Origin of the sequence: Streptomyces sp. CA-251387 (assembly GCF_050936625.1) — a bacterium.
Lineage (GTDB): Bacteria > Actinomycetota > Actinomycetes > Streptomycetales > Streptomycetaceae > Streptomyces.
In genome coordinates, this window is sequence record NZ_JBNJMJ010000001.1 from 1,918,709 (window position 1) to 1,944,656 (window position 25,948).

Annotated in this window: 22 protein-coding genes; 15 read left to right on the plus strand and 7 right to left on the minus strand. The window is 71.3% G+C overall.

Going from position 1 to position 25,948, the window contains the following annotated elements:
• Positions 1-137 precede the first annotated feature (137 nt).
• The 3 genes from ACQEV2_RS08450 to ACQEV2_RS08460 form a co-directional block, all read right to left on the minus strand.
• Positions 138-407, minus strand: coding sequence for a hypothetical protein (locus ACQEV2_RS08450; protein ID WP_398827387.1), 270 nt, complete (start codon positions 405-407; stop codon positions 138-140).
• A gap of 126 nt (positions 408-533) precedes the next feature.
• Positions 534-1,355, minus strand: coding sequence for an anti-sigma factor (locus tag ACQEV2_RS08455; protein ID WP_433038194.1), 822 nt, complete (start codon positions 1,353-1,355; stop codon positions 534-536).
• Positions 1,352-1,894, minus strand: a complete 543-nt coding sequence (locus ACQEV2_RS08460; RefSeq protein ID WP_433054279.1) for a sigma-70 family RNA polymerase sigma factor — start codon at positions 1,892-1,894, stop codon at positions 1,352-1,354. The genes ACQEV2_RS08455 and ACQEV2_RS08460 overlap by 4 nt, the downstream gene beginning before the upstream one ends.
• Before the next feature lie 231 nt (positions 1,895-2,125).
• Between ACQEV2_RS08460 and ACQEV2_RS08465 the strand changes: the two genes are divergently transcribed.
• From ACQEV2_RS08465 to ACQEV2_RS08480, 4 genes are all read left to right on the plus strand, one after another.
• Positions 2,126-3,661 carry a DUF4331 domain-containing protein gene (locus ACQEV2_RS08465; RefSeq protein WP_433038196.1) on the plus strand — a complete coding sequence of 512 codons (1,536 nt, stop codon included), beginning with the start codon at positions 2,126-2,128 and terminating at the stop codon, positions 3,659-3,661.
• Between the two features lie 105 nt (positions 3,662-3,766).
• Complete coding sequence (locus tag ACQEV2_RS08470) at positions 3,767-5,446, plus strand: tetratricopeptide repeat protein (protein ID WP_433038198.1); 1,680 nt, start codon at positions 3,767-3,769, stop codon at positions 5,444-5,446.
• Entirely contained in the window at positions 5,443-7,203 is a 1,761-nt protein-coding gene (locus tag ACQEV2_RS08475; protein ID WP_433038200.1) for a nickel transporter, read from the plus strand. Before ACQEV2_RS08470 ends, ACQEV2_RS08475 begins: the two co-directional genes overlap by 4 nt.
• 45 nt (positions 7,204-7,248) lie before the next feature.
• Complete coding sequence (locus ACQEV2_RS08480; protein WP_433038202.1) at positions 7,249-8,865, plus strand: serine/threonine-protein kinase; 1,617 nt, start codon at positions 7,249-7,251, stop codon at positions 8,863-8,865.
• Positions 8,866-8,886: 21 nt separating this feature from the next.
• Here ACQEV2_RS08480 and ACQEV2_RS08485 read toward each other — a convergent pair whose 3' ends face one another.
• Positions 8,887-9,696: an SGNH/GDSL hydrolase family protein gene (locus ACQEV2_RS08485; RefSeq protein WP_433038204.1), complete on the minus strand. Its 810-nt coding sequence runs from the start codon at positions 9,694-9,696 to the stop codon at positions 8,887-8,889.
• 318 nt (positions 9,697-10,014) lie between these two features.
• On the opposite strand from ACQEV2_RS08485, the gene ACQEV2_RS08490 reads away from it, so the two are divergent.
• From ACQEV2_RS08490 to ACQEV2_RS08520, 7 genes are all read left to right on the plus strand, one after another.
• On the plus strand, positions 10,015-11,220 hold the full coding sequence (locus ACQEV2_RS08490) for a S8 family peptidase (protein ID WP_433038206.1): 1,206 nt from the start codon (positions 10,015-10,017) through the stop codon (positions 11,218-11,220).
• Positions 11,221-11,513: 293 nt separating this feature from the next.
• Positions 11,514-11,834 (plus strand): hypothetical protein, encoded by a 321-nt coding sequence (locus ACQEV2_RS08495; protein ID WP_433038208.1) that lies wholly within the window; start codon positions 11,514-11,516, stop codon positions 11,832-11,834.
• Between the two features lies 1 nt (position 11,835).
• A complete protein-coding gene (locus ACQEV2_RS08500; RefSeq protein ID WP_433038210.1) occupies positions 11,836-12,933 on the plus strand; it encodes a GNAT family N-acetyltransferase in 1,098 nt (365 codons plus the stop codon).
• Positions 12,934-13,307: 374 nt separating this feature from the next.
• Positions 13,308-14,171 carry a glycosyltransferase family 2 protein gene (locus tag ACQEV2_RS08505; protein ID WP_433038212.1) on the plus strand — a complete coding sequence of 288 codons (864 nt, stop codon included), beginning with the start codon at positions 13,308-13,310 and terminating at the stop codon, positions 14,169-14,171.
• Positions 14,168-15,190 (plus strand): glycosyltransferase family 2 protein, encoded by a 1,023-nt coding sequence (locus ACQEV2_RS08510; RefSeq protein ID WP_433038214.1) that lies wholly within the window; start codon positions 14,168-14,170, stop codon positions 15,188-15,190. Before ACQEV2_RS08505 ends, ACQEV2_RS08510 begins: the two co-directional genes overlap by 4 nt.
• Entirely contained in the window at positions 15,187-15,987 is an 801-nt protein-coding gene (locus tag ACQEV2_RS08515) for a polysaccharide deacetylase family protein (RefSeq protein WP_433038216.1), read from the plus strand. The genes ACQEV2_RS08510 and ACQEV2_RS08515 overlap by 4 nt, the downstream gene beginning before the upstream one ends.
• Positions 15,980-19,834, plus strand: a complete 3,855-nt coding sequence (locus ACQEV2_RS08520) for a lipopolysaccharide biosynthesis protein (protein ID WP_433038218.1) — start codon at positions 15,980-15,982, stop codon at positions 19,832-19,834. Before ACQEV2_RS08515 ends, ACQEV2_RS08520 begins: the two co-directional genes overlap by 8 nt.
• Positions 19,835-19,867: 33 nt before the next feature.
• Here the strand turns inward: ACQEV2_RS08520 and ACQEV2_RS08525 are convergent, their stop codons facing one another.
• Positions 19,868-21,289, minus strand: coding sequence for a GH39 family glycosyl hydrolase (locus ACQEV2_RS08525; protein ID WP_433038220.1), 1,422 nt, complete (start codon positions 21,287-21,289; stop codon positions 19,868-19,870).
• 187 nt (positions 21,290-21,476) lie between these two features.
• On the opposite strand from ACQEV2_RS08525, the gene ACQEV2_RS08530 reads away from it, so the two are divergent.
• The gene (locus ACQEV2_RS08530; protein WP_433038222.1) at positions 21,477-22,571 is read left to right on the plus strand and encodes a DUF5925 domain-containing protein; all 1,095 of its coding nucleotides are present in this window, start codon (positions 21,477-21,479) and stop codon (positions 22,569-22,571) included.
• Between the two features lie 23 nt (positions 22,572-22,594).
• Complete coding sequence (locus ACQEV2_RS08535) at positions 22,595-23,365, plus strand: DUF72 domain-containing protein (RefSeq protein ID WP_433038224.1); 771 nt, start codon at positions 22,595-22,597, stop codon at positions 23,363-23,365.
• Here ACQEV2_RS08535 and ACQEV2_RS08540 read toward each other — a convergent pair whose 3' ends face one another.
• Positions 23,366-23,734 carry a GntR family transcriptional regulator gene (locus ACQEV2_RS08540; RefSeq protein ID WP_433038226.1) on the minus strand — a complete coding sequence of 123 codons (369 nt, stop codon included), beginning with the start codon at positions 23,732-23,734 and terminating at the stop codon, positions 23,366-23,368.
• A 70-nt stretch (positions 23,735-23,804) separates the two neighbouring features.
• Here ACQEV2_RS08540 and ACQEV2_RS08545 point away from each other — a divergent pair, with 70 nt between their 5' ends.
• Entirely contained in the window at positions 23,805-24,734 is a 930-nt protein-coding gene (locus ACQEV2_RS08545) for an N-acetyltransferase family protein (RefSeq protein ID WP_433038228.1), read from the plus strand.
• Positions 24,715-25,218, plus strand: coding sequence for a DUF402 domain-containing protein (locus ACQEV2_RS08550; RefSeq protein WP_433038230.1), 504 nt, complete (start codon positions 24,715-24,717; stop codon positions 25,216-25,218). Before ACQEV2_RS08545 ends, ACQEV2_RS08550 begins: the two co-directional genes overlap by 20 nt.
• Positions 25,219-25,239: 21 nt before the next feature.
• On the opposite strand, the gene ACQEV2_RS08555 is transcribed toward ACQEV2_RS08550, so the two are convergent.
• Complete coding sequence (locus ACQEV2_RS08555; protein ID WP_433038232.1) at positions 25,240-25,854, minus strand: class I SAM-dependent methyltransferase; 615 nt, start codon at positions 25,852-25,854, stop codon at positions 25,240-25,242.
• Positions 25,855-25,948: the final 94 nt, after the last annotated feature.

Below are 25,948 nucleotides of genomic sequence, written 5' to 3' on the forward strand. Positions count from 1 at the left end.
TGCCCGCGCCCGGGTAGCGCTCCGCGGCGGCGCCGCGTGCCGTGGGGATGACGGCGGCGGCGACGCGGTACGGCGCCGGAGACGGTGTGACCTGCCGGGCGCGGGACTGCAAGTCGTTCGAGGAACGCCGGTAGGAGTCAGCGCCCGCCGAACAGCGAACGGCGGAGCCGACGCAGTGGGGCGAAGAGCGAGACGCGGCGAACGCGGGCACCGCGGTCGCTGCGCTCGTGCGTGGTGTCACGAGTGGTCAGTTCACGCATCAGCGAGGTCGCTTCGGCCGCCTCCGTCTGCGGTACGGCGGGGCCCGCCAGTACCGAGAGATGGCGGTCGAGGCGCGAACTGGTCGCGCTGCTCCCGCAGGTGATCGCAGGGACCCTGGCCCTGCTGCGCACTGTTATCTGATCCATGTCACTCCCCACCCGTACGAGTCCACCCGGCCCGGGCAGGTTAACCCTATCGCCCCGGTGGGGCACTCGTGTATCGCGGTCACAGGATTCACCTTCCCCGTAAGGGTGTTGACGACTCGTCCGTGATTACTCTCCGAATCCAACCGATTTCAGGGCGAGTTGGACAACCGGCTGGCTGGTGGGTTGCGGTGAGCCTCCGTCCGGCTCGACGGTCACAGCCAGTGACGTCGCCGACTTGTCGAGATCGGATGCGACCAAGGGCGTGTCGCCGTCGAAAAGCCCGAGGGAGCGCGGTTGTACGTCGGGGCGCATCAGCCAGAGCTGGTGCACTCGGCCGCTCGGCAGCTCGTCGTATCCGCTCAGAGTGACGACGGCGCGCCCCTCCGATACGGAAGCGACCACTCCGATGGTGCGGCCCCGGGCGTCCTCGCCGGCGGTCGCCCGGGCGTCGGGTGCGGCGAGAACGTTAGCGATCTCACTTGCCTGGGCGCGCTGGGCGTCCAGCTGATCCTGCGTCCGGTCGGCCTGGACGGCGAAGAGGGAGGCGACGACGAGGGCCGCGGCGGCCGTGGCGGTGGCGAACGGCACGAGCAAGGGGCGCGTCCTGCGCGCACGGGTGCGCGACGGCGGTGGTTGCGTTCCCCACACATGCGGCGGCAGCTGGGTCGCACGCGCGCGTGCCGCCTCCCGCCCGGCGGGCTCCTGCGGAGTCGTCCGTACGGCGGCCAGGACCCGGTCGCGCATCGCGGCCGGCGCCGGGGCGGCCGTCGACCAGGCGAGGCGGACGGCGTCCTCGGACAGGACCCGCACCTCGACGGCACAGCTGTCGCAGGTCTTCAGATGCTTCTCGAAGCGGAGCCGCTCGGCGGGTTCCAGGGCGTCGAGGGCATAGGGAGCGGCGAGGGAGTGCAGGTCCTCGCGCCGCAGCAGACGGTCGACGAAGCTCACGCCACACCTCCCAGGCACTTGCGCAGCTGGGTGAGTCCGTCGCGCATACGGGTCTTGACCGTGCCCAGCGGCAGGGAGAGCCGCTCGGCCACTTCACGGTAGGTGTAGCCCTCGTAGTAGGCGAGGGTGACGGACTGGCGCTGCAGCGCGGTGAGGCGGTCCAGGCAGCGGCGCACCCACTCACGCTCGAGCCCCGCCTCGACCTCCTCGGCGACGTGGTCGAAGGCCGGGTGGTTCGCGCGGAGCGCCTCGCGCTGCTCACGCTCGCCGGCCGCGCGGGCGCTGCGCACCCGGTCGACGGCGCGGCGATGGGCGAGGGTGAGGACCCAGGACAGGGCGCTGCCCCGGCCGGGGTCGAACCTCGTGGCGGACCGCCACAGTTCGAGCAGCACTTCCTGGGTCACCTCCTCGGACTGCGCGGGGTCGCGCACCACGCGTCGCACCAGCCCGTACACCGGTCCGGAGACCAGCCCGTACAGCTCCTCGAACGCCTTCTGGTCACCGCCCGCCACGAGCACCAGCAGCTCGTCCGCCTCCAACTCGTCTCCCCCTCCGGTCAGACCGCAGCGCGGCCGTCTCGTCCCACGAGGCATTCGCAACGAACCCACCTCCGGATGGGGTTACGGATCAGCGCGCCGAAAACGCGGGTCGGGCCTCGGATGAAACAACTTTTCAGTTCCGCCGTAAGAACGCTTGGGATTCGACCAATCCACCCTGGCGACGGCTCCGAATCGGGTTCGTCAGGCAAGTTGGCACTGAGGACGGACGGCATGACACCTATTTCCAGGAGCGGTGCGGGACGCAAGGGCCTCGCGACCCTCGTATGTGGTGCGCTGGCCGCCGGGGGGCTCGCAGCCGCCGGCGTCGCCGCGCTGGCACCGGGGGCGGCCTCCGCCTCCAGCCACCGGGAGGCCCCGCTGATCTCGGGGACGCCGCAGTACGACAACACGGACGTGTACGCGTTCGTCAGCCCGGACAAGCCGGACACGACGACGATCATCGCGAACTGGATCCCGTTCGAGGAGCCGGCCGGCGGACCGAACTTCTTCACGTTCGCCGAGGACGCGCAGTACGACATCCACATCGACAACAACGGTGACGCGCAGGGCGAGTTGCTCTACCGCTTCACGTTCGACACGCACATCAAGAACAAGAAGACGTTCCTGTACAACACGGGCCCGGTCGAGAGTCTGGACGACCCCGACCTGAACATCACGCAGACGTACGACGTCGAGCTGATCAAGCTCAAGAAGCAGCACCTGGTGTCGAAGACGAAGATCGCCAACGACGTCCCGGTGGCACCCTCGAACGTCGGCAAGGCGTCGATGCCGGACTACGCCAAGCTGCGCGACCAGGCCGTCCACGAACTCCACGGCGGTACCACGTCGTTCGCCGGACAGGCCGACGACCCGTTCTTCCTCGACCTGAGGGTCTTCGACCTGCTCTACGGCGGGAACCTCTCCGAGGTCGGCAACGACACGCTCAAGGGCTACAACGTCAACTCCATCGCCCTGCAGGTCCCGACGCACATGATCGCCGAGTCGGCGGACCAGCCGGTCGTCGGCATCTGGTCGACGACCCAGCGCAAGAACGCCAAGGGTTACTTCGAGCAGGTCTCGCGCCTGGGCAACCCGCTGATCAACGAGGTCGTCAACCCGCTCAAGGACAAGGACAAGTTCAACGCGTCCGCGCCCTGGGACGACGCCCAGTTCCTGAAGAACGTCACCAACCCCGAGCTGCCGAAGCTCATCGAGGCGATCTACAAGATCCCGGCGCCCAAGGAGCCGCGCAACGACCTGGTCGACGTCTTCCTCAAGGGCGTGAAGGACCTCAACCAGCCGCCGCACGTGACTCCGTCGGAGATGCTGCGCCTGAACACCTCGATCAAGCCGGCCGCCGAACCCAAGCGGCTCGGCGTCCTCGACGGCGACAACGCGGGCTTCCCGAACGGCCGTCGCCTCACCGACGACGTGATCGACGCCTCGCTCCAGGTCGTCGAGGGTGAACTCCTCGGCGCCAAGAACGACTTGGGCGACGCGGTCGACAAGAACGACAAGGACTTCGAGAAGGCCTTCCCGTACGTCGCCCTGCCGACCGAGGGTTCCCGCGGCCCGCTCGCCAAGGGCACGAACGGTGAGACCGACGTCCGCAGCCAGCTCGGCGACGCCCTCCAGCCGGCCGGCGCCTCCGGCGGCACCGACAACACGACCCTGATCGCCGGCTCGGCAGGCGCAGGGGCGATCGGTGTCCTGCTGATCGGCGCGGCCCTGGCCTGGTGGCGCCGGATGCGGGACCGGGCGTACTAGGCCCCCACCTACTGGCGCGGCCCGCGAAGTACTCATCCCCCACGGCGCGGGCCGCGCCGCCGCACGTGACAACACCGTTGCCGGAAAGCCGATCGAGGAGAGGGCATGGCCCCGCATACGAACGACAACGCACCGGAGAACGAGGAGAACAGCACAGCCACCGGTGCGGATGCCGCTGCCGCGGGGACCGATGACCGCGTTGCCGCCGTGCGCCGGGTGAGGGCCGCGAGGCGGCGGGCGTCGGGGGCCGGGCACGACCACTCGACGCCGGTCCGCATCGATCAGCCCGTCCGGCGTTTGAGGACGAGGCCCCTTCGGGGCCGAATCGGGGGTCTGGGGGCGGCAGCCCCCAGCGGGGACGAAGGGGCTGAGCCCCTGGAGGACGGGACGGGTAGGGGCGGCGGGGGCGAGGAAACCGCCCACCAGCGCATCGCCGCCGTACGACGCACCGCCGCGGCAGGACGCCGCCGCGCGCTCCACCTCGCCGGCTGCGCCGCCCTGCTGGCCGTAGCGCTCACCGCCGGATCCATAGCGATCGGTGCCGTACACGACAACGCCCCGGCAAACGTCGCCCCCGCCTCCGCCGCCGTGTCCCCCGGCCTCCTCGCAAGCGGCGACCTGGACGAGGGCATCATCTCCCTCCAGTCCCATCTCCGCACCCAGCCAAGGGACTTCACCGGCTGGTCCACCCTCGGCCTCGCCTACGTCGAGCAGGCCCGCACCAAGGGCGACCCCTCCCGCTACCCCCAGGCCGACCAGGCCTTCAAGCGATCGCTCGCACTCAAGGCCGACAACGACCAGGCCCTCGCCGGCCGCGCCGCCCTCGCCGCCGCCCGGCACGACTTCGAGGACGCCCTGAAGTACGCCGACCAGGCGCTGAAGGTGAACCCCTACAGCGAACGCGCCCTGTGCACCCGCATCGACGCCCTCGTCGAACTCGGCCGCTACGCCGACGCCGGCAAGGCCGCCGACACCGCCGACGACCGCCGCCCCGGCATCCCGGTCTTCACGCGGTACGCGTACGTACGCGAGCTGCGCGGCGACGTACGCACCGCCCAACGCGTACTGAACCAGGCGCTCTCCTCCGCAGTGACGCCCGGCGACATCGCCTACGTCGCCACCCAGCTCGGCCAACTCGCCTGGAACCAGGGCGACTACGAGTCGGCCCTCACCCACTACGCCCGCGCTCTCGCCGCCGACGAGAACTACGTCCCCGCCCTCGAAGGCCGCGCCCGCGCACAGGCCGCGAGCGGAGAACAGGACGCCGCGACGAAGGGCCTGGCGGACGTCGTCGCCCGTTACCCGCTGCCCGGCCCGCTCGTCGAACTCGGCGAGCTGTACGAGGCGGCCGGCGACCGGGCCAGGGCCGACGACCAGTACGCGCTCGTCGACGCCTGGACGGCCCTCGCCCGCGCCAACGGCGTCAACGCCGACCTCGACACCGCCCTCGCGGCCGCGGACCACGGCGACAAGGCCTCCGCCCTGCGCGCCGCCCGCGCCGAGTGGAACCGCCGGCACACCGTGCACACCGCGGACGCGCTCGCCTGGGCGCTGCACGCCAACGGCGAGGACGAGGAAGCCCTGCCCTACGCCCGCAGGGCCACGGCGACCGGCTACCGCAACGCGGCGTTCCTCTACCACCGCGGGATCATCGAGCGCGCCACGGGCCACGCCGAGGACGCCCGCGAGCATCTGCAGGCCGCGCTGAAGCTGAACCCCGGCTTCTCCCCGCTGGGTGCCCGGGAAGCCCGTACGGCACTCAAGGACCTGGAGGCGGCCAAGTGACCCTCCGTCGACTGTTCGCCTCGTCCGCCGCCGTCCTCACGGCGGCCTGCGCGCTCGCACTGCTCCCCTCCTCTTCCGCGAGCGCGCACCCCCTCGGCAACTTCACCGTCAACCGCTACGACGGCCTCGTCGCCGCCCCCGGCGAACTGCGCGTCCACCATGTCGAGGACCTCGCCGAGATCCCGGCGACGCAGGCGAAGCCGGACATCGAGAAGGCGGGCATGACGGAGTGGGCCCGGCAGCGCTGCGCGAAGGCCGCGCAGGGCAGCGAGGTCACCGTGGACGGCCGTACGGTCGAACTGACGCTGAACAGCAGCCACGCGCGCGTGCGGCCCGGTCAGGCGGGGCTGGACACCCTCCGCGTGGAGTGCCGGCTGACGGCACCGCTCCCCGAGGACGCCACGGTCGCCCTCGGCTTCCGCGGCGCGGGCGCGGAAGCCGGCCCCGGCTGGCGGGAGATCACGGCACGCGGGGACCGTATGACACTCACCGCCTCGGACGTGCCCAAGGAGTCGGTCTCCCGCGAACTGACCGAGTATCCCGAGGAGTTGCTCTCCTCCCCGGCCGACACCAAGACCGCGTCCCTGCGCGTGCGTCCCGGCGGACCGGCCCTCGCCGAGGCGGAGCAGGACGCCCCCGCCTCCTCCGTGCTGCCGCGCGGTGCCGACCGCTGGACACGCGCCCTGGACGGCCTGGTCGCCCGCCACGACCTCACCCTCGGCTTCGCCGCCCTCGCCCTGGTCGTCGCGGTCTTCCTCGGCGCGATGCACGCGCTGGCCCCGGGCCACGGCAAGACCATCATGGCCGCGGTCGCGACGGCTCGCGGCGGCCAGGCACGCCTCAAGGACGTCATGCCCCTGGCCGCCTCGGTGACGGTCACCCACACCCTGGGCGTGGTCGCCCTGGGCCTCCTGGTCACGGCCGGCTCGGCGGCGGCGCCGTCGGTGATCACCTGGCTGGGCATCGCGAGCGGCGCCCTGGTGATCGCGGCGGGCGTGACGCTCGTACGCCGGGCCTGGCACATCCGCGGGCACGGCCACTCGCAGGGGCACGGGCATGGGCATGGGCATGGGCATGGGCACGGGCCCGAACACTCGCACGGGCACGACCACCCGCACTCTCACGAGCACGACGACCACACCCCCACGCACGAACACACCCACGAGAGCGACCACCCCCACGAGCGCCAACCGGCCCTGGTCGCAGCGCACACCCGCACCGCGACGGAGTCCCCCGCGGCCGCACCGGGCCATGTCCATGCACACGCGCCCGCAGACCACCACGGCCACGACCACAGCCACGACCACGACCGCGGCCACCAGCACGACCACGACCACAGTCAGGCACACGGTCACACCCACGGCCCGCTCACCCACACCCACGGCGGCTTCACCCACACCCACGCCACCGCCCCCACTCTCCGCGGCACGATCCTCCTCGGCTTCGCCGGTGGCCTCGTGCCCAGCCCCTCCGCGGTCGTCGTGCTCGTCGGCGCTGCGGCGCTCGGCAAGGCGTGGTTCGGGCTGCTGCTCGTCGTGGCGTACGGCGTCGGGCTCGCCCTCACGCTCACCGCGGCCGGGTTCGCCGTGGTGCGGCTGGGTACAGGTGTAACCCGGGTGCTTGACCGGCGTCCGCGCTGGACGGCCCACCCGGTGACGGTCTTCGTCCGCAGGACGACGCCACTGGCATCCGCGGTGCTCGTCGTCCTGATCGGGGCCGGATTGGTTCTCCAGGGGGCGGCATCCGCACTCGGCTGAGCTACTTTTGGGGAGAACGCGCACGGATGCGAATGGGGGACGCCCGTGTCCGAAGAATCGGGCAGTGAACGTCTGATCGCGGGCCGCTACCGCCTCCTGTCCCCGCTCGGCGAGGGCGGAATGGGCACCGTGTGGCGGGCCCGCGACGAGCTGCTGCACCGCGAGGTCGCCGTCAAGGAGGTGCGCGCCCCGCACGGGCTGCCACTGCCGGAGGTCGAGCGGATGTACGCCCGGCTGGAGCGCGAGGCGTGGGCGGCGGCGCGGGTCGCCAACCGCAATGTCGTCACGGTGTACGACGTGGCCACGCAGGACGGCCGGCCCTGGATCGTCATGGAGCTGGTGCGCGGCATCTCGCTGGCCGAGCTGCTGGACGCCGAGGGCCCGCTGAGTCCGCAGCGCGCCGCGCACATCGGCGCCGAAGTGCTGGCCGCGCTGCGCGCCGCGCACGAGGCCGGGGTGCTGCACCGGGACGTGAAGCCGGCCAACGTGCTGATGTCGAACGACGGCCGGGTCGTCCTGACGGACTTCGGCATCGCCATGGTCGAGGGCAGCTCCGCGCTGACGATGACCGGCGAGGTGATCGGCTCGCCGGAGTTCCTGGCCCCGGAGCGGGCGCTGGGCCGCACACCCGGCCCGGAGTCCGACCTGTGGTCCCTCGGCGTGCTCCTCTACGCGGCCGTGGAGGGCAACTCCCCGTTCCGCCAGGACACCCCGCTGAGCACCCTGCGCGCGATCGTCGACGAGGAGCTGCCCCCGCCGCACCGGGCCGGTCCGCTCACCCCCGTCATCGAGGGGCTGCTGCGCAAGGACCCGGCCGAGCGGCTGCCGGCCGACCGGGCCGAGCAGGACCTGCGGATCATCGGCGCGGGAGGCACGCCTCGCGCGGACGCCGTGCGGGCGGGCCCGTACACCCCGACCGTCGCGGCGTTCCCGTCGCCGTCGCAGACCGCCCCGACGGCCCCGGTCCCCCCGCCCGCGCCGACCCGGCCCGTCACCGGCGCCCCCGCCTCGACCACGGCTCCCGTCCGTCCCGACCGCAACCGCCGCGCGGCCGTCGCCCTGGTCGCGGGCGTCGCCGCCGTCGCACTGGCCGTGGCGGGGCTCACGTACGCCCTGCTCAACCGCGGGGACAACGGCCGGGAAGCGGGCTCCGGGGACACCACCAGCCAGACGGGCGTGGAGACGTCACCCACGCCGAGCGACGAGGAGACCGGCGAGGCCACCAGCCCGACGCCGAGCCCGAGCAGCAGCCGTACGACCGCTCCAGCGCCGCAGTCCGTGCGGGTCACCCTGGCGGGCGCGAACACGGAGTACTCCGGGGCCTGTCCGCCGCCGCAGAGCCAGGCGCCCGCCTTCACGGCGACGTTCACGGTGGGGCGGCTGCCGGCGGAGGTCGACTATCGCTGGGTGTCCAAGGACGGCGAGGTCATCGATTCCGGCTGGAAGACCCTGTCGTTCCCGGAGGGCGGCGGGCGGACCAAGCAGGACAGGGCGTTCGTGACGACGTACGACGAGAGCGGGACGTTCGAGAACGAGATCAGCGTCGAGGTCCGCGATCCGGTGGAGACCAAGTCCAACTCGGTGCCGTTCTCGGTGACCTGTGTGACGGAGACCCCGACGGGCGGGGTCTCGCCAACGCCCAGCGAGTCGCCGAGCTCGTAGGAGAGCCGGCTGCGCGGGGGTTCAGGCCGCGCTGTTCAGCACCGGCAGGTAACCGCCCGACTGGCCCGCGGCCGTCGGGTGGTACGACTCCGGGATGTTGAGCCAGTTGACGGAGTGCATCCACGAGCTGCCGGAGCAGAGCTCGTGTCCGGTGAAGGTGGGCCGTACGTCACCGAAGGTGAAGCCGTGGTCCACGGCGCGCTTCTCGATCGCGGCGTCGATGTAGTCGGCCGCGTCGTTGAGCGCCCTGCGCTTGGTCTCGGACAGGCCGAGGCACCCGGTCACGCCCAGCTTGTAGAAGCGGGGGTAGCCGAGCACGACCACATGGGCGGACGGGGCCTTGGTGCGGATGGCGGAGTACACGGTGTCGAGCCTGCCGGGCAGGGTCGAGTCGACGTACGCCTTCGCGGTGTTGATCCGGGAGACGCAGGCGCTGTCGGACTGCAGCACACAGGTCGTCATGATGTCGGAGAATCCCGCGTCGTTGCCGCCGATCGTGATGGACACGAGGGCGGTGGAGGAGTTGAGCGGGCCGAGCTGACTGGCCGTGACATCACTCGTACGGGCGCCCGCGCAGGCGGTGAAGTGGAACGACGAGGGTGAGTTCGCGGCGGCCCACAGGTACGGGTACGCCTTGGTGCTGCGCGAGCAGTCGCCGCTGGAGGCGTCGTAGCTGCCCGCCCCGAGGCCGGAGGAGTACGAGTCGCCGAGGGCCACATAGCCGCCGGTGGCGGCGGTGTCGGAGGCCTGTGCGGTGGCGGCCCCGGTGAGGGCGGTGCCGACGGCGAGGAGGAGTGAGGCGACGTATACGGAAAATCGGGAACGTCTCATGGAACCTCCCTATAGCAGGATCACTGCAATAACCGTCGTACCAACTACGCGTGTTGACCGGAAGTGTCCATGCCAAGACTTTTCAGCTCATCACCACCCTCACCCTGTCGGTTCACTGTGGGTTCGATTGCGTGTTCATGACAGAGTTGTTGACAGGTCATCAACTCCCTTGTCGGTCACGCCGGGAGCACAGATCCTTTACCTCGGCTTCGGAACGGGAACGCGACGTTCCGAGGTCGTGCCCGCGATCACGCGCGCACCCCCCACAGGCTCGCGCCCCACCCGGGCGCGCGCCGCCAAGAGGAGGACTCCCTCGTAATGGCACAACTGCGTAGCAGGAAGCTCCGGTTCGCCGCGATAACCGGCCTGGCGACCGCCGCCCTCGTGGGCGGACTCACCTCCCTCCCCGCCCAGGCCGCCCCGGCCGAGGGCACGGTCCTGGCCGCCGACTCCCCCACGGCGGTCAAGGACAGCTACATCGTCACGCTCAGGAAGAGCGCGGGCCTCAAGGCCTCCTCGGCCGCCGGCAAGGACCTCGTCGAGGAGTACGGCGGCACGGTGAAGAAGACGTTCACCAAGGCGCTCAACGGCTACACCGCCACCCTCTCCGCGGCCGAGGCCAGGAGACTCGCGGCCGACCCGGCGGTGGCCTCGGTCGAGCAGAACCAGCGGGTCCGGATGGACGCCACGCAGTCCAGCGCCCCGTGGGGCCTGGACCGCATCGACCAGACCTCGCTTCCGCTGTCCGGCACCTACACCTACCCGGACAGCGCGGGCAGCGGCGTGACGGTGTACGTCATCGACACCGGCGTCCGCATCACGCACCAGCAGATCAGCGGCCGTGCCTCCTACGGCTACGACGCCGTCGACGGCGACACCACCGCCTCCGACGGCAACGGCCACGGCACCCATGTGGCCACGACGATCGCGGGTTCGACCTACGGTGTCGCCAAGAGCGCGAAGATCGTGGCGGTCCGGGTGCTGGACAACAGCGGCTCGGGCACCACCGCGGGCGTGGTCGCGGGCATCGACTGGGTGACCAACAACCACTCCGGTCCCTCGGTCGCCAACATGTCGCTCGGCGGCGGGGCTTCCACCGCTCTGGACACGGCCGTCCGCAACTCCATCGCCAGCGGCGTGACCTACGCGATCGCGGCCGGCAACAGCAGCGCCAACGCCTCCTCGTACTCCCCGGCCCGGGTCACCGAGGCGATCACCGTCGGCGCCACCACCAGCACCGACGCCCGGGCCAGCTACTCGAACTACGGCTCGGTGCTGGACATCTTCGCGCCCGGCTCCTCCATCACGGCGGGCTGGTACACCAGCGACACCGCGACGAACACCATCTCCGGTACGTCGATGGCGACACCGCACGTCGCGGGCGCGGCCGCGGTCTACCTGGCGGGCCACACCTCGTCCACCCCGGCCCAGGTCGCCTCGGCCCTGACCGCCGGGGCCACCACGAACGTGGTCACCAGCCCCGGCAGCGGCTCGCCGAACCGGCTGCTGAAGCTCGTGTCGTAAGACGCTCCCGCACCACCTGAACAACCGTTCCCCGGAGGCCCCACCGGCCTTCGGGGAACACTTGCGCGAAGCCGGACACCAGCAAATGTCAAGAGTCCATGCGCATCTTGACGGCCGGCGCGGAACTGAGCCACATTGAAGCCCGGCATCCGGCGCTTCGGGGGGCAAAGTCGCCAATGCAGACCTTACGTATCAAGACAGCTTCATCCAGAGCCGAGGCTGAGGACACCGAGCGGGCGCGACCAGGGCCGGGGAGGGACCTGACACCGCTGCTCGCGGGTGCCGCGACGGCTGTGGGGGGAATCGGCGCAGTCCTCGCGCTCGTCGACTCGGGCTCGCCGCTGCGCGGCCCCTTCACTCTGTTCTTCCTGCTCGCGGCGCCGGCCGCGGCGATCGCCGCCGCGCTGCGCGGGCTGGATCTCTTCGGCCGTGCCGTCGCCGCGGTTGCGGGCGCGGTCGTCGTCAACATGCTGGTGACCCAGGGCATGCTGGCCGTGCACCGGTGGTCGGTACGCGGCGGGATCGTGGCGGTGACCGCGATCAGCGCCCTCATTCTCCTGCTGGTCCTGGTACGGCGGCTGCGCGGCCGTACGACGCAAAGGCGGACTGACTGACGTGGACATCAGCGTGTACCGCCCGGGCGAGCTCAGCTCCGCCGACCGGGCGGCGTGGACATCGATGCAGTCCAAGGCCCATCTGCAGGGTTCGCCCGAGCTGGGCAACCCGTTCCTCTCGCCCGAGTTCGCCCTCGCGGTCGGCCGCTGCCGGCGCGGGGCGCGGATCGCGGTCGTACGGGAAGGCGGGGAGCCCGCGGCGTTCTTCCCGTTCCAGCGGACGGCGGCCGGTGTCGGCCGGGCCGTCGGCCTGGGTGTCTCGGACGCCCAGGGCCTGGTGCACCGGCCCGGGTTCACCTGGGACGCCCGGGAGCTGCTGAAGGCGTGCGGGCTCGCCGTCTGGGAGTTCGACCACCTGGTGGAGGGCCAGACGGCGTTCGCGACGGAGGCGACCGGCACGTATCCGTCCCCGGTCATGGACGTCGACCAGGGGTACGAGGCGTATCTGGCCCAACTGCGCGAGCGGTCACCGAAGTTCACGCGGACGACGCTCGCCAAGGAGCGCAAGCTGGGCCGGGACCACGACGGTGTGCGGTATGTGCACGACGAGCGTGATCCCGCCGCCCTGCGCACGCTGATGGACTGGAAGTCCGCGCAGTACCGCAGGACCGGGCGCAGCGACCGGTTCGCGCACGAGTGGATCACCGCGCTCGTGGAGCAGCTGTTCCACACCCGCTCCGAGCCGTTCGCGGGCGTCCTCTCGGTGCTGTACGCGAACGACAAGCCGATCGCCGCGCACTTCGGGCTGCGCACCGAGCGGGTGCTGGCGTGCTGGTTCCCGGCGTACGACCCGGCGTTCTCGAAGTACTCGCCCGGGCTGGTGCTGCATCTGCGCATGGCCGAGGCGGCCGCCGCCGACGGCATCGCCTATCTGGATCTCGGGCGGGGCCAGAAGGAGTACAAGGACTCCCTGAAGACACGCGAGCTGACGGTGTCGGAGGGGTGGGTGACCCGGCGTCACCCGGTCGCGTTCGGGCACCGGGCACGCCGTGCCCCGGTCCGGGCGCTGCGCAACACGGTGCAGTCACGGCCGGAACTGTTCGAACCGGCGGACCGGCTCCTCAAGCGGATGGGGAAGATCCGCTCGGGAGAGCGATAACTCCGGTCAAACCAACAAAAACGTGAGGGCTCGTTCCAGCTCTTGCCATACAGGCGCAATCATCAATACCGTCGTACATCTCACCCGCATCGGACTGTCAGCAAGCGGCTCTAGGGGAGGGCTCAAGGACCGCGGCGGTCACGGAGCGGGGCGCGGTAGGGGGGTGCTCGGTGAAGGTGTCCGCACTTGCGACCGAGTCGTGCCGCGCGACCGGCTGCCGATCTTCGGGTGGCCGGCCAGACATGCCAGCTCACCACACGCGTACGGAGATCCGTTCCTCCGTGCCGTGAGTGAGAAGAACCCCCCTTTCGAACCGGACACATAACCGGGCCGCCCAGGGGCGGGCGGTCCACCGGACGAGAGGGACCAGACTCATGAGTTCTGCACTGCGCCCGGCGGTCGCGGATCACGATCCGTCACCGGCCGGCAAGTACCGGCCCGTCTCCTCGCACCTGGCCATCGCGCCGCCGGTGAGCGTGGTGATCCCGGCCATGAACGAGGCGGAGAATCTGCCGTACGTCTTCAAGACACTGCCGGACTGGATACACGAAGTGGTCCTGGTGGACGGCAACTCCACCGACGACACCGTCGAAGTGGCCCGTGAACTGTGGCCGGACGTGAAGGTCGTGCGGCAGCGCGGCAAGGGCAAGGGGGATGCCCTGATCACCGGGTTCGAGGCGGCCACCGGCGACATCATCGTGATGGTCGACGCGGACGGCTCGGCCGACGGCAACGAGATCCTGTCGTATGTCTCCGCCCTGGTCTCGGGCGCGGACTTCGCCAAGGGGTCCCGCTTCGCCAACGGCGGCGGCACCGACGACATGACCTTCATCCGCAAGCTGGGCAACTGGGCGCTGTGCACGGCCGTCAACCGCAAGTTCGGCGCCCGCTACACCGATCTCTGCTATGGATACAACGCGTTCTGGCGGCACTGCCTGGACAAGATCGACCTCGACTGCACCGGCTTCGAGGTGGAGACCCTGATGAACATCCGGGTGGTCAAGGCGGGGCTGAAGGTGCAGGAGATACCCAGCCACGAGTACCTCCGCATCCACGGCACCAGCAATCTGCGGGCCGTGCGGGACGGGCTGAGGGTGCTCAAGGTGATCCTCAAGGAGCGCTCCAACCGGCGCGCCCTGCGCCGCCGCAGCGCCGCGGCGCACTCCCCGACGCTCGACTCGGTTCGCCCGGTTCACTCGGGTCGCTCGAGTCACTCGGTCCGGGGAGAGGCGTCTTGAGCGGTCCCGACATCTCCGTCGTGATCTGCGTGTACACCGAGGACCGCTGGGAGGACATCCTCGCGGCGGTCTCCTCGGTGCGGGCGCAGGCGTACCCGGCCCTGGAGACGCTGCTGGTCGTCGACCACAACGAGGCCCTCCTGGACCGGCTGACCAAGGAGTACAAGGAAGCGACCGATGTGCGGGTGCTCGCCAACGCGGGCCCCCGCGGTCTGTCCGCCGGCCGCAACACCGGTATCGCCGCCTCGTACGGCGAGGTGATCGCGTTCCTCGACGACGACGCCGTGGCCGAGCGGGACTGGCTGCGGCACTTCGCCGCGGGGTACGCCGACCCGCGCGTCATGGCCGTCGGCGGGCGCACGGAGCCGATCTGGGCGTCGGGGCGCCGGCCGGCGTGGTTCCCGGAGGAGTTCGACTGGGTCGTCGGCTGCAGTTACCGCGGCCTGCCGCGCGGCCGGGTTAAGGTGCGCAACGTCCTCGGCGGCAACGCCTCCTTCCGGCGTACGGCGTTCGACTTCGCGGGCGGCTTCGCCAGCGGCATCGGACGGGACGGCGACCGGCTGCCGCTGGGCTGCGAGGAGACGGAACTGTGCATCCGGCTGACGCGGGCCCGGCCCGACGCGGTGCTGCTCATCGACGACCGTGCGGTGATCCACCACCGGGTACCCGAGGCGCGCGAGCACTTCGGGTACTTCCGCACGCGGACGTACGCCGAAGGGCTGTCCAAGGCGCTGGTGGCCCGAAGTGTCGGCGCCGACAAGGGACTTGAGTCCGAACGCCGGTACACCACCCGGGTCCTGCCGGCCGGGGTGGCGCGCGGGCTGCGGGACGCCCTGCTGGCCCGGCCGGGCGGTGCGGGGCGGGCGGGCGCGATCGTCGCGGGGGTGCTGACGGCGGCCGGTGGGTACGTGGTGGGGAGTGTCCGGGCGCGCCGGGGCGGCGCTGCGTACTCGGTGGCGGGAATCGAGGGGGAAGCGGGAATCGAGGGGGAAGCGGGCATCAAGGGGGAAAGCAGATGACCGACACGCGCGTGCCGATTCTCATGTACCACGCCGTCTCCACCTCGCCGAACGACGCCACCCGCACCCTGTCGGTGGCGCCGGAGGCGTTCGCCGAGCAGATGGCGCTGATCGGCGATCTGGGCCTGACTCCGGTCCGCACGGCCGATCTCGCGGCGCGCTGGCGCTCCGGCAAACCGCTGCCCGAGCGGCCGGTGCTGATCACGTTCGACGACGGCTACGAGGGCGTGCACCGGCACGCCCTGCCCGTGCTGGCCAAGCACGGCTTCCCGGCCACGGTGTTCGTCTCCACGGGCTGGCTGAAGGGCCCGCACGACATGGGCGGCGGCCTGGACTCCATGCTCGACTGGGACCAGGTCCGCGACCTCGCGGAGGCGGACGTCGAGATCGGCGGCCACAGCCACACGCATCCGCAGCTCGACCAGCTCCCGGACGACAGGCTGCGCTCCGAGCTGATCCTGTGCAAGGAGATCATCTCGGACCAGCTCGGCACCGTCCCGGCCTCGTTCGCCTACCCGTACGGCTACTCCAGCCGCCGGGTGCGCGAGGCTGTGCGCGAGACGGGGTACGCCCAGGCGCTCGCCGTCAACAACGGCCTCGCGCGGCGCCGGCAGGGGCCGTACGCCCTCACCCGCCTGACCGTGCGCCGCGGCACCGGCATCGAGGAGTTCCAGCGGCTGGTCGAGGGCCGTGCGATCGCCCGCACCTTCGCCGGGGACCGCGCCCTCACCAAGGGGTACGCCCTGGTCCGCAGAGCACGACAGGTCCGCCGGAAGGCCATCCGTTCCCGTGTCTGACACGACGACCACGACCGAGCCCGCCTCGCCCGACACCCAGGCGCCCGAGCGGTCGGGGCGCCGGCTTCGCCTGCCCGGCCTGGGCAGGTCCTCCGGGGGCAGTCAGCTGTTCCGCAACGCCTACGCCCTGATGATCAACACGGGTATCTCCGCCGTGCTGGGGCTCGGTTTCTGGCTGGCCGCGGCCCGCTACTACTCCGAGTCCGCGGTCGGCCAGGGCTCCGCCGCGATCGCCGCGATGAAGTTCCTGGCGGGCCTGACGGCGGTGACGCTGACGGGGGCGCTGGCCCGGTTCATTCCGGTGGCGGGACGTGCGAGCGGCCGCCTGATCTTCCGGACGTACGCGGGCAGTTGCCTGGTCGTGGCGCTGGCCGCGGGCGTCTTCCTGCTGACGCTGGACCTGTGGGGGCCGTCGTACCGGTTCCTGAACGGGGCGGCGGGCGGGCTCTTCTTCGTCGTGGCCGTCATCGCCTGGAACCTGCTCACGCTGCAGGACGGCGTGCTGACCGGGCTGCGCAGCGCCGTGTGGGTGCCGGTCGGCAACACCGTGTTCTCCGCGGTGAAGCTGGGTCTGCTGGTGGCCTTCGCGGTGGCGATCCCCACCGCCGGTGTCTTCGTGTCGTGGGTCGCGGCCATCGCGGTGTCGGTGCTGCCGCTGGGCTGGCTGGTGTTCCGGCGCCTGGTGCCGCGCCATGAGGAGGCGACCGAGGACCACGCACGCCCGCCGTCCCTGAAGGAGATCGGGAAGTTCCTGGCAGGCGACTACACCGGCTCGCTGTTCTCGCTCGCCGTGGTCTATCTCATCCCGGTGATCGTGGCCGCGCAGGTCTCCGCCGAGGACAACGCGTACTTCTACATCACGGCGACGATCGGCGGCACCGTCAATCTGCTCGCCATCAACATGGGCGCCTCCCTCACCGTCGAGGGCTCGCACGCGCCGGGACGGCTGGCCGCCAACACCCGGGCCGCGCTGAAGCGCATGGCGCGGATCATGGTGCCGGTCTGCGCGGTCCTGTTCTTCGGGGCGCCCTGGATCCTGGGCGTCTTCGGCCAGGGATACGCGGACGCGGCGACCCCGCTGCTGCGCTGGTTCGCCGTCGGCGCGCTGCTGCGGGTCGTGATGGAGACGTACTTCGCGGTCCTGCGCGCACAGAGCCGCACCGCCGGACTGGCCTGGCTGCAGGGCCTGCTGTGCGCCCTGGTGCTCGGTCTCACCCTGGTGCTGCTGCCCCGCATGGGCCTGACCGGTGCCGGCGTCGCCGAGATCGCGTCCCTCGCGGTGATCGTCGCGATCGCCGCGCCCAAGCTGTACCGGACCGCACGGGCGACATCGGCCGAGGTGCCCGAGGACGCGGCCCCCGACGGTGACCTCGCCGACCTGGGAGCGCGCGAGGCGCCCGAGGGAGCGCGGGGGCGCATGCCCGGCTGGGCGCTCGACACCGACACCCTCGCCCTCGGCATCCACGTCGACTTCGACCACCTGGAACGCCGGCCCGACGTCCGCCCGGGCCCGGGCACACCGCCCACGGGCACGCCACCGGTACGTCCCGAACACCGGCCTACCTGGGCGCGCACAGCGGATCTCGGGCTGCCGGTCGAGAAGCGCGAGCCCGGCTCGGACGCCTCGCTGGGGCCCGCCGAGGTGGACGCGCCGTTCGAGGAGGACTTCGACGCGGGCAGGGGCGAGGAGGCCGTACCGGAAGAGCGCGAGGAGGCTGCCGTACGGGAGGAGGCCGTCGTACGGCAGGAGGCCGTCGTACGGGGAGAGCCGCCCATGCCCGACGAGCCCGTACGACAGCCCGACGCGCCCGCGCCGACCTGGCGCGAGCGGCTCCAGCCCACCCGCCTCGGGGTAGTCCTCGGCTGTCTGCTGATCGCCGCGCTGCTGCTGTACTGGGTGCCCTCGCTGCGGCTCGGCGAGGCCGACCTGGACGGGATGGGCGGGCTCGGGCTGATCTCGGTGCTGCCGCTGCCGACGCTGGTCGGGGCCGCGCTGCTGGCGGTGGTGTTCGCCTCGCTGCTGTGGCTGGGCCGTGAGCACAGGGCGCTGCTGCTGGTCACCCTGCTCGCCACGGTCGTCTCCCTGCACTCCCTGCCCGCGCTGATCGAGACCGAGCCACGGTTCGCCACGGCCTGGCAGCACCTCGGCTTCCTCGACTACATCGACCGCACCGGGTCGGCCGTGCCCGACCTGGACGCGCGCTGGAGCTGGCCGGGCTTCTTCGCGGCGGCCGCGTTCGTGGCGAAGGCCTGCGGAGTCACCGATCTCACCGAGGTCATCCGCTGGTGGCCGCTGGCCATGCAACTCCTGTACCTGGTCCCGATGTTCCTGCTCGTGCGCTCCATGCGGGCCAGCTGGCGGGCCAAGTGGACCGGCATCTGGGTCTTCGTGCTCAGCGGCTGGGTGGGCCAGGACTACTTCTCACCGCAGGGCTTCACCTATCTGCTGTACCTCGTCTTCGCGGCGATCCTGCTGGTCTGGTTCCGCGCCCCGCGCGTGATCTGGACGAAGTGGCGGCCCGGCGAGCTGGAGGTCGAGCCGGCCGAACGGCGGCAGCGGGCGGTCCTGCTGATGGTGGTGACCGGTCTGTTCGCGGCGAGCGTCCCGGCCCACCAGCTCACGCCGTTCGTGATGCTGGGCGTGCTGACGGCACTCGTCCTGATCGGCAAGTCGGAACTGCGCGGCCTGCCCATCCTGTTCGGCGTCATGGTGACCGTGTGGATCGGCTTCATGGCCGAGCCGTACTGGTCCGGGCACTTCGACGAGCTCTTCGGCGGTGTCGGCGGCGTCGGCAGCAATGTGTCGTCCTCCGTCTCCGGCCGTATCGAGGGCGGCAGCTCCACTCACAAGCTGGTGCTGTACACGCGCGTGCTGCTCGCCGGCAGTGTGATGGCGATGGCCTGCTGGGGCTGGTGGCGCCGGCGCTTCCACCACTACCGGGAGCGCTCGCTGCTCGTCCTCACCTTCGTGCCGTTCCTGGGCTTCGGCATGCAGTCGTACGGCGGTGAGATGGCCCTGCGGGTCTTCATGTTCGCCCTGCCCGGCGCGGCCCTGCTCACCGGACTCGCCCTCTTCCCGCGCACCGGCGTCACCGCCAAGGAGCGGGACAAGGACCGGGTGAGCCTCGCCCCGCTGGCCGCGCTGATGGCGGGCCTGGCGCTCATGGGCGGCTTCCTGGTGGCGCGTTGGGGCAACGAGCCGTTCGAGCGGGTGCGGCCCGGCGAGGTCGCCGCCATGGAGTACGTGTACGCCCATGACGATCCGAGCCTGCGGCTGCTGTGGCTGAGCAGCGATCCCGTCAACGACGTGACACCGGCGATGCCGTGGGGCTCGCGGGACATGGAGAAGGTCGAGTACGTGCCGACGCAGGCGCCGGTCGACCCGGTGCTGGTGTCGGGCCTGGTGAAGGCGCTCAAGGACGCGGGGCCGAACTCGTATCTGATGATCAACCGTGGTCAGGTCACCTATCTCCGGCTGGACGTGGGCTATTCGGCTACCTGGGAGACACGCCTGATCCAGAACCTGGACCAACGGCAGGAGCTGAAGAAGGTCTTCGCCAACGCCGACGCGACGATGTACGCGCTGAAGAAGCAGCCCACGGGCGAGGTCCCGAAGGCCGATCCCGGGCCGGTCGGGCCGCAGGTGACCTGGACGCCGTGGTCGGTGGTCGGCGGGCTCGCGGCGGTCGCGCTGATCGGGCTGCTGATGGCCCGTGAGGTCGTACGGGTGGCGGTGCGGCCGAGCGTGCGGCAGCTGCGGTGGCTGCAGAGCAGCTTCTGGTTCTCGCTGCCGCTGCTGGCGGTGCTGCTGGCTTCGCTGGTGCAGCGGTTCCTGACGATCAAGTAGACGATCGCAGCGATCGCGTCGCGGTCAAGTGGCTCAGCGCTCGAGCCACTTGACCTCGTACGCCTGCAGCTCGACCTTCTTGCCGTCGATCTTCGCGCTGGTCTGCCGGTCGAGGGTGTTCACGACCAGCGCGACCTCGTCCGTGGCCAGGACCCGGACGTCGGGCACGTCGGCGGCGGCGACGGACACCTTCTCGTACTCGGTCCCCGGCCCGAACTCCTTGCCGAACCGGGAGACCAGGTCGTACATGGGCAGCTTCTCCCCGCCGCCGGCGGTGTCGGTCGGTGTCCACAGACAGCCGGCGCACTCGGTGCCCTTCTCCTTCTCCGGGTTCCAGTAGAAGCCGGAGGTGGCCCCGCCCTTGGCCAACGCGATCAGGCCGGCGGCCTGGACGGCGACACGGCGGGGCTCGGACCAGCCCTTGCGTTCGTCGTTGCCGTCGGCGGGCTCGACGTAGTACTCGGCCCACCACAGGGGCAGGTCGTCGGTCTGCCGCCGTACCCACTGGCTGACGGCCGTGAACTTGTCGGTGGCCGTGAACTCGTCGGGCAGGAGCTCGTCGTCCCGGGTGTAGCTGGAGCCGTCCACGACGACGAAGTCGGCGCCGGTCTTGTGCCGGTTCCAGTACTCGAAGGCGTCGACGGTGCGCTGGTCCAGGGCGCCCCAGGGGCCGGTGAGATCCTTCGACGCCTCGTGGGCGCGCGGGTCGACACTGTCCATCACGAGGTAGGGCCCGCCGACCATGATGTCCGGGTTGACCTTCTTCAACGCCTTGCGGACGAGGTTGTAGAGCTTGGTGTAGCCCTCGTAGTCCCAGCGGGCCTCGGCGTCGTTCCAGAAGCCCTTGAACTCGTTCCACACGATGAAGTGCCGTACGTCCGGATAGCGCTTGGCGACGGTCACGGCTAGCGCGGCGAAGTCGTCGAAATGCTCGGGCTCGGGCGCCGTCTCCAGGGCGGCCTGGCTCCAGTCGGTGTTGTCGACGCCGGCCTTGCCGCCCTTCATCCAGTCGGGGGCGCAGCACAGGGTGACGACCGGGGTGCTGCCGGAGGCGCGGATGAAGTCGATGCGCCGGTCCATGTCCTCGAAGTCGTAACGCCCCTCGGCCGGCTCGGGGTTGTTCGCGCCCCAGCCCATGATGTGCTGGATCTGCGGCAGTCCCCCGGCGTCCGCGAGCCGTCCCTCGACGCGCTCGACGGCGGCCGAGTGGCCCTCGTCGGCGCTGTGCTGGGTGTGGGTGAACCCCCAGCCGACCTCCGGATTCGTCGCGTCCGGCGTGGCGGTCGGGGTGCCGTGGACCTTGTCGCCGTCGCGTGAGGTGCCGTCGGTGTTCACGCCGTTGCCCGGAAGCGTGGTGAGGAGGGTCACGACCAGGGCCAGAGCCGTCGCGCCCACGCCGAGCAGCGCGGTGAGCCGCCACCGCCGTGCCCCCGAATTCCACCCATGACGTCCCATCAAGGACAACGGTAACGGGGGTGACAGTCGCTCGGGCAGGTTTTGCACTACACGGTCCTGTAACAGGACGGACGGGGTACAGCAGGCATACCGCGGACGCATCGGGCACGGCGCCGACATGAACCGTTGGCGGGACGTAGCACGGAAACCGGGTGCACGGGGGCGCCGCGTGCCGGATCATGGCCGCATGTCTGCGAACCCACACGACGCTCTGCCGATCCGGCTCAACGTCGACGACAGCGACTCGCCGTCCGACGTCGTCGACGCGCTGTTCCTCGGCCGCTTCGCGACGGGCGAGCAGCCGTACTCGCACGCGGTGAACATCGACCGCGTACGGTCCGGAGCGACGCTCCTGCCGCCGGGCGCCCGCGTGCTGCGCGCCGCCCGCGACGACGACCGCAGCGCCACACTGGCGGAGGGCGACGGCTGGACCCTGCTGATCTCCCGCTGGAACCGGGGCGCCGACGTCACGGTGACGGCGACCAGCGAGGAACTGGCGGCGCGGGTGCTGGACGAGGCGACGGACGGCGCGGCGGACGAGCCGGAGCCGCAGCCGGAGAACGTGACCATGGGCTTCTGGTACGTCTCCCCCAGGCGCGGCCCGCACCGCACGACCCGGCAGATCTCGGCGGGCACCTGGGACGAGGTGCGGGCCAACTACACGGCGCCGGTCGCGGACGCGATGGACCGCCTGATGAAGACAACCCCGGAGGACATCGCGGGCCGCCTGCTCCTGCTGCACGGCCCGCCGGGCACCGGCAAGACGTCGGCGCTGCGGACGCTGGCCCGCTCCTGGCGGGACTGGTGCCAGGTGGACTGCGTACTGGACCCTGAGCGCCTCTTCTCCGACGTCGGCTATCTGATGGACATCGCGATCGGCGAGGACGACGCGTCCGGCAAGGGCCGCTGGCGGCTGCTGCTCCTGGAGGACTGCGACGAGCTGATCCGCGGCGAGGCCAAGCACACGGCGGGCCAGGCGTTGTCGCGGTTGCTGAACCTGACGGACGGCCTGCTGGGCCAGGGCCGCAACGTCCTGGTCGGCGTCACCACCAACGAGGACCTGGAGCGCCTCCACCCCGCCGTCGTCCGGCCCGGCCGCTGTCTGGCCCGTATCGAGGTGGGGCCGCTGACGCGCCGGGAGGCGGTGAACTGGCTGGGCAGTGACGAGGGGGTCGGCCGGGAGGGGGCGACCCTGGCGGAGCTGTACGCGTTGAAGCGGGGCACGTCCCCGACGTCACTGCCGGAGCCGCGGGACGGGGCGGACGCGGGGCTGTATCTGTAGCCCTCCAGTGCTTTCATGGGGGTATGACCCTGCTCGTCGGGACGTCGGGATGGCAGTACAGGGACTGGCGGGGTGCCCTCTACCCCACGGATGTGCCCATGCGACTGTGGCTGGAGGAGTACACGGGCCACTTCGCCACGGTGGAGCTCAACAACGCGTTCTACCGGCTGCCGACGCGGGAGAACTTCGAGGCCTGGCACGACCGGGTGCCGGGGGACTTCGTGGTCGCGGTGAAGGCCAGCCGCTACCTCACCCACATCAAGCGCCTCAAGGACCCCGAGGAGCCGGTCCACCGTCTGATGTCCCACGCGGCGGGCCTGGGTGACCGCTTGGGGCCGGTACTCCTCCAACTCCCGCCGACTCTGCGCGCCGACCCCGAGCTCCTCGATGCCTGCCTGGCCTGCTTCCCGTCCGGGACGAGGGTCGCGGTCGAGCCCCGCCACGCGTCCTGGTGGGCATCCGAGACCCGCGAGATCCTGGAGTCCCGCGCAGCCGCCCTGTGCTGGGCCGACGTCCAGGCCCGCCCGGTGACGCCCCTGTGGCGCACCACCGACTGGGGGTACGTCCGCTTCCACGAGGGCCGCGCCCACCCCTGGCCCCGCTACGGCCGACGCTCCCTGGAGACCTGGGTCGACCGCATCGCGACCACCTGGTCCGACACCGAGGACATGTACGCGTACTTCAACAACGACCCCGGCGGGGCGGCGGTGGAGGACGCGGTGGTCTTCGCAAGGGCAGCCACCCGAGCGGGCCGCACGGTAACCCGCACGCCGGAGCTCGCCGCACGCCGCTGACTACTCCCCGTAAGCCGCCCGCAGGGCATCCCGCACAGCCGCCAACGCCTCGGCCTCCGTGAGCCCCAGCCGCCGGGCCCGCTCCACGTACTCCTGCGCGGCCGACGCCAGCTGACGCTCCGCGGCCGAGCCGGCGGCAGCCACGAACGTGCCGTTGCGCCCCCGCGTCTCGATCACCCCGTCACTCTCCAGCGCCCGGTACGCCTTGGCGACCGTGTTCGCCGCCAGCCCCAGCGACTCCGCCAGCCCCCGCACGGTCGGCAGCCGGTACCCCACCGGCAGCACCCCCGACCGCGCCTGCTCGGAGATCTGCGCCCGCACCTGCTCGTACGGCGCCGCACTGTCATCGATGTGGATCTTCAGGCTCACATGCCGATTGTCCCGCAGCCGCCGGAAAATGAGAGGCACCCCGGCATCTCCCCACGTACGGTGCCTCTTCATGACAGTGATCGTGCGCGAGCTCCGCCCCGACGTCCCGGCCGACACCGAGGGCTTCGCCCGGGTCCGCCGCCTGGCCCTGCCATACATCCTGTTCACCTCGGACTCGGTCCGGCACACCGCGACCCACCTGCACCCCGACGCCCGCTATCGTCCGCTGATCGCGGAGGAGGACGGGGAGGTGATCGGCACCGCGCAGGTCCACCTGGTGCATGACAGCCCGGATGCGGGCCAGGGCTGCCTGAACGTCTATGTGCGCCCGGACCGGACCCACCGCGGCGCCGGCCGGCTCCTGGTGAAGGCCGGCGAGGAGTACCTGGCGGCACAGGGCGCGACCAAGCTGCTCGCCTGGGCCCTCGACGAGCCCGCCAACCGCGCCTTCGCCGAGCGGCGCGGATACACGAGGGGCCGCTCCGGCCACTTCCTCCGGCTGGGCCTGGCGAACGGCGCCCTCCCGCCGCTGCCGGACGTCCCACCGGGCGTCGAACTGCGCACGGCCGCCGACTTCACCGACGATCCACGCCCGCTTTTCGAGCTGGACGCGGAGACGGTCCTGGACGAACCCAGTGATGTCACCACCGAGTTCACGGACTACGAGGCCTGGATCGAGGAGACCTGGAAACACCCGCTGCTGAACCACGAGCTGACCACGGTGGCGGTGGTCGACGGCCGCCCAGCCGCCTTCACCGTGGCGTACACCGACGGCGAGGGCCGCTACTCGACGGCGATGACCGGTACCGCCCGCGCCCACCGCGGCCGTGGCCTGGCCAAGCTCGTCAAGAACGACTCGCTGCACCGCGCCCGCGCCACCGGCTGCACGGAGGCGTTCACGGGCAACGACACCGGCAACGGCCCCATGCTCGCGATCAACAAGTGGCTCGGCTATGAGATCTGCGCGACGGAGGTGCGGTATGTCCGCGAACTCGGCTGATCAGGCATCCCTGTTGGACGTGGTCCTCGTCAAGGGAAGCCGGACGAAGATCCGTTATGCCGCCGAACTGCTCCAGGACGACGGCACCCGCATCGCCGTCCGAGCCCCCTGGTCCGGCGACGGCGTCCGCGACTTCGGCTTCGTCCGCTTCGAGCCGGGCGATGTCTTCACCGAGTACTACTGGCGCGACCGCTGGTACGCCGTCAAGGAGGTCCGCGACGCCGCGGGCGCCCTCAAGGGCTGGTACTGCGATGTCACCCGCCCGGCCACGCTGTCCGGCACCGAGCTGATCGTCGAGGACCTCGACCTGGACCTGTGGCGATCCGCCGACGGCACGGACGTACGCCGCCTCGACGAGGACGAGTTCGCCGAGAGCGGCCTGGCGGAGACGGACCCCGAGGCCGCGGCCGCGGCGGTGGCGGCCCTGGACGAGCTGGAGGCGTTCGCCACCGTCGAGGGCGGCCTGGAGTCCTTGCTGGTCTAGCGGGCCTGGATCCTTGCTGACCTAGACGGTCGCCACCACGGCATACCGCTCGTCGGCCACGGCCTTCCCCCACAGCAGCTCGTCGTCCGACAGGTGCTCCACGCGCACGTGCTCGGCGAGCGGGGCGAGCAGGCCGGTGAGCCGGTCCGCCGGTATGCCGACGGGGGTGACCGTCCCCCACACGCCCTCGACCAGCACCAGCCGTCCCCCGGGCCGCAGCAGCCCCACCCAGTGCCGCAGCACGCGCGCGGGGTCGGGCAAGGCCCACAGGACATGCCGTACGAGTACGACGTCGAACCGCTCCTCCCCCACCGGCGGCGCCGCCGCGTCACCGACCAGGAACGCCGCGTCACGCCCGGCGAGCTTGGCGCGGGCGAGGTCGACCATCGCCGGGGACCGGTCCACGCCCGTGACCCGGTGTCCCTGCTCGGCCGCGAGGAGCGACAGGCTGCCGGTGCCGCAGCCGAGGTCGAGGACGTCGGACGCGCGCCCGGGGAGCCAGGACCGCAGCCGGGAGGCCCAGGCTCGGCGCACCTCGGGGTCACGCAGACCGTGGTCCGGCTCGTCGTCGAAGGAGGCGGCTGCCGCGTCCCAGTCCATGTCCGTCCCTGTGAGGGCGTCTTCACCGTTCGTCATGGGCCAAGAGTGACACCCGCCACTGACAGTCGAATGGTGACAGCCGCCACTGACAGGACCAGCGGCGATGAGGAACTCTCCCCGAAAGGGTCTA

Bases quoted from the DNA above. Each gene is read 5' to 3' on its own strand.
- ACQEV2_RS08450 (WP_398827387.1), bottom strand. From the start codon at position 407: ATGGATCAGATAACAGTGCGCAGCAGGGCCAGGGTCCCTGCGATCACC.
- ACQEV2_RS08465 (WP_433038196.1), top strand. From the start codon at position 2,126: ATGACACCTATTTCCAGGAGCGGTGCGGGACGCAAGGGCCTCGCGACC.
- ACQEV2_RS08470 (WP_433038198.1), top strand. From the start codon at position 3,767: ATGGCCCCGCATACGAACGACAACGCACCGGAGAACGAGGAGAACAGC.
- ACQEV2_RS08485 (WP_433038204.1), bottom strand. From the start codon at position 9,696: ATGAGACGTTCCCGATTTTCCGTATACGTCGCCTCACTCCTCCTCGCC.
- ACQEV2_RS08490 (WP_433038206.1), top strand. From the start codon at position 10,015: ATGGCACAACTGCGTAGCAGGAAGCTCCGGTTCGCCGCGATAACCGGC.
- ACQEV2_RS08505 (WP_433038212.1), top strand. From the start codon at position 13,308: ATGAGTTCTGCACTGCGCCCGGCGGTCGCGGATCACGATCCGTCACCG.
- ACQEV2_RS08515 (WP_433038216.1), top strand. From the start codon at position 15,187: ATGACCGACACGCGCGTGCCGATTCTCATGTACCACGCCGTCTCCACC.
- ACQEV2_RS08525 (WP_433038220.1), bottom strand. From the start codon at position 21,289: ATGGGACGTCATGGGTGGAATTCGGGGGCACGGCGGTGGCGGCTCACC.
- ACQEV2_RS08530 (WP_433038222.1), top strand. From the start codon at position 21,477: ATGTCTGCGAACCCACACGACGCTCTGCCGATCCGGCTCAACGTCGAC.
- ACQEV2_RS08535 (WP_433038224.1), top strand. From the start codon at position 22,595: ATGACCCTGCTCGTCGGGACGTCGGGATGGCAGTACAGGGACTGGCGG.
- ACQEV2_RS08545 (WP_433038228.1), top strand. From the start codon at position 23,805: ATGACAGTGATCGTGCGCGAGCTCCGCCCCGACGTCCCGGCCGACACC.
- ACQEV2_RS08550 (WP_433038230.1), top strand. From the start codon at position 24,715: ATGTCCGCGAACTCGGCTGATCAGGCATCCCTGTTGGACGTGGTCCTC.
- ACQEV2_RS08555 (WP_433038232.1), bottom strand. From the start codon at position 25,854: ATGACGAACGGTGAAGACGCCCTCACAGGGACGGACATGGACTGGGAC.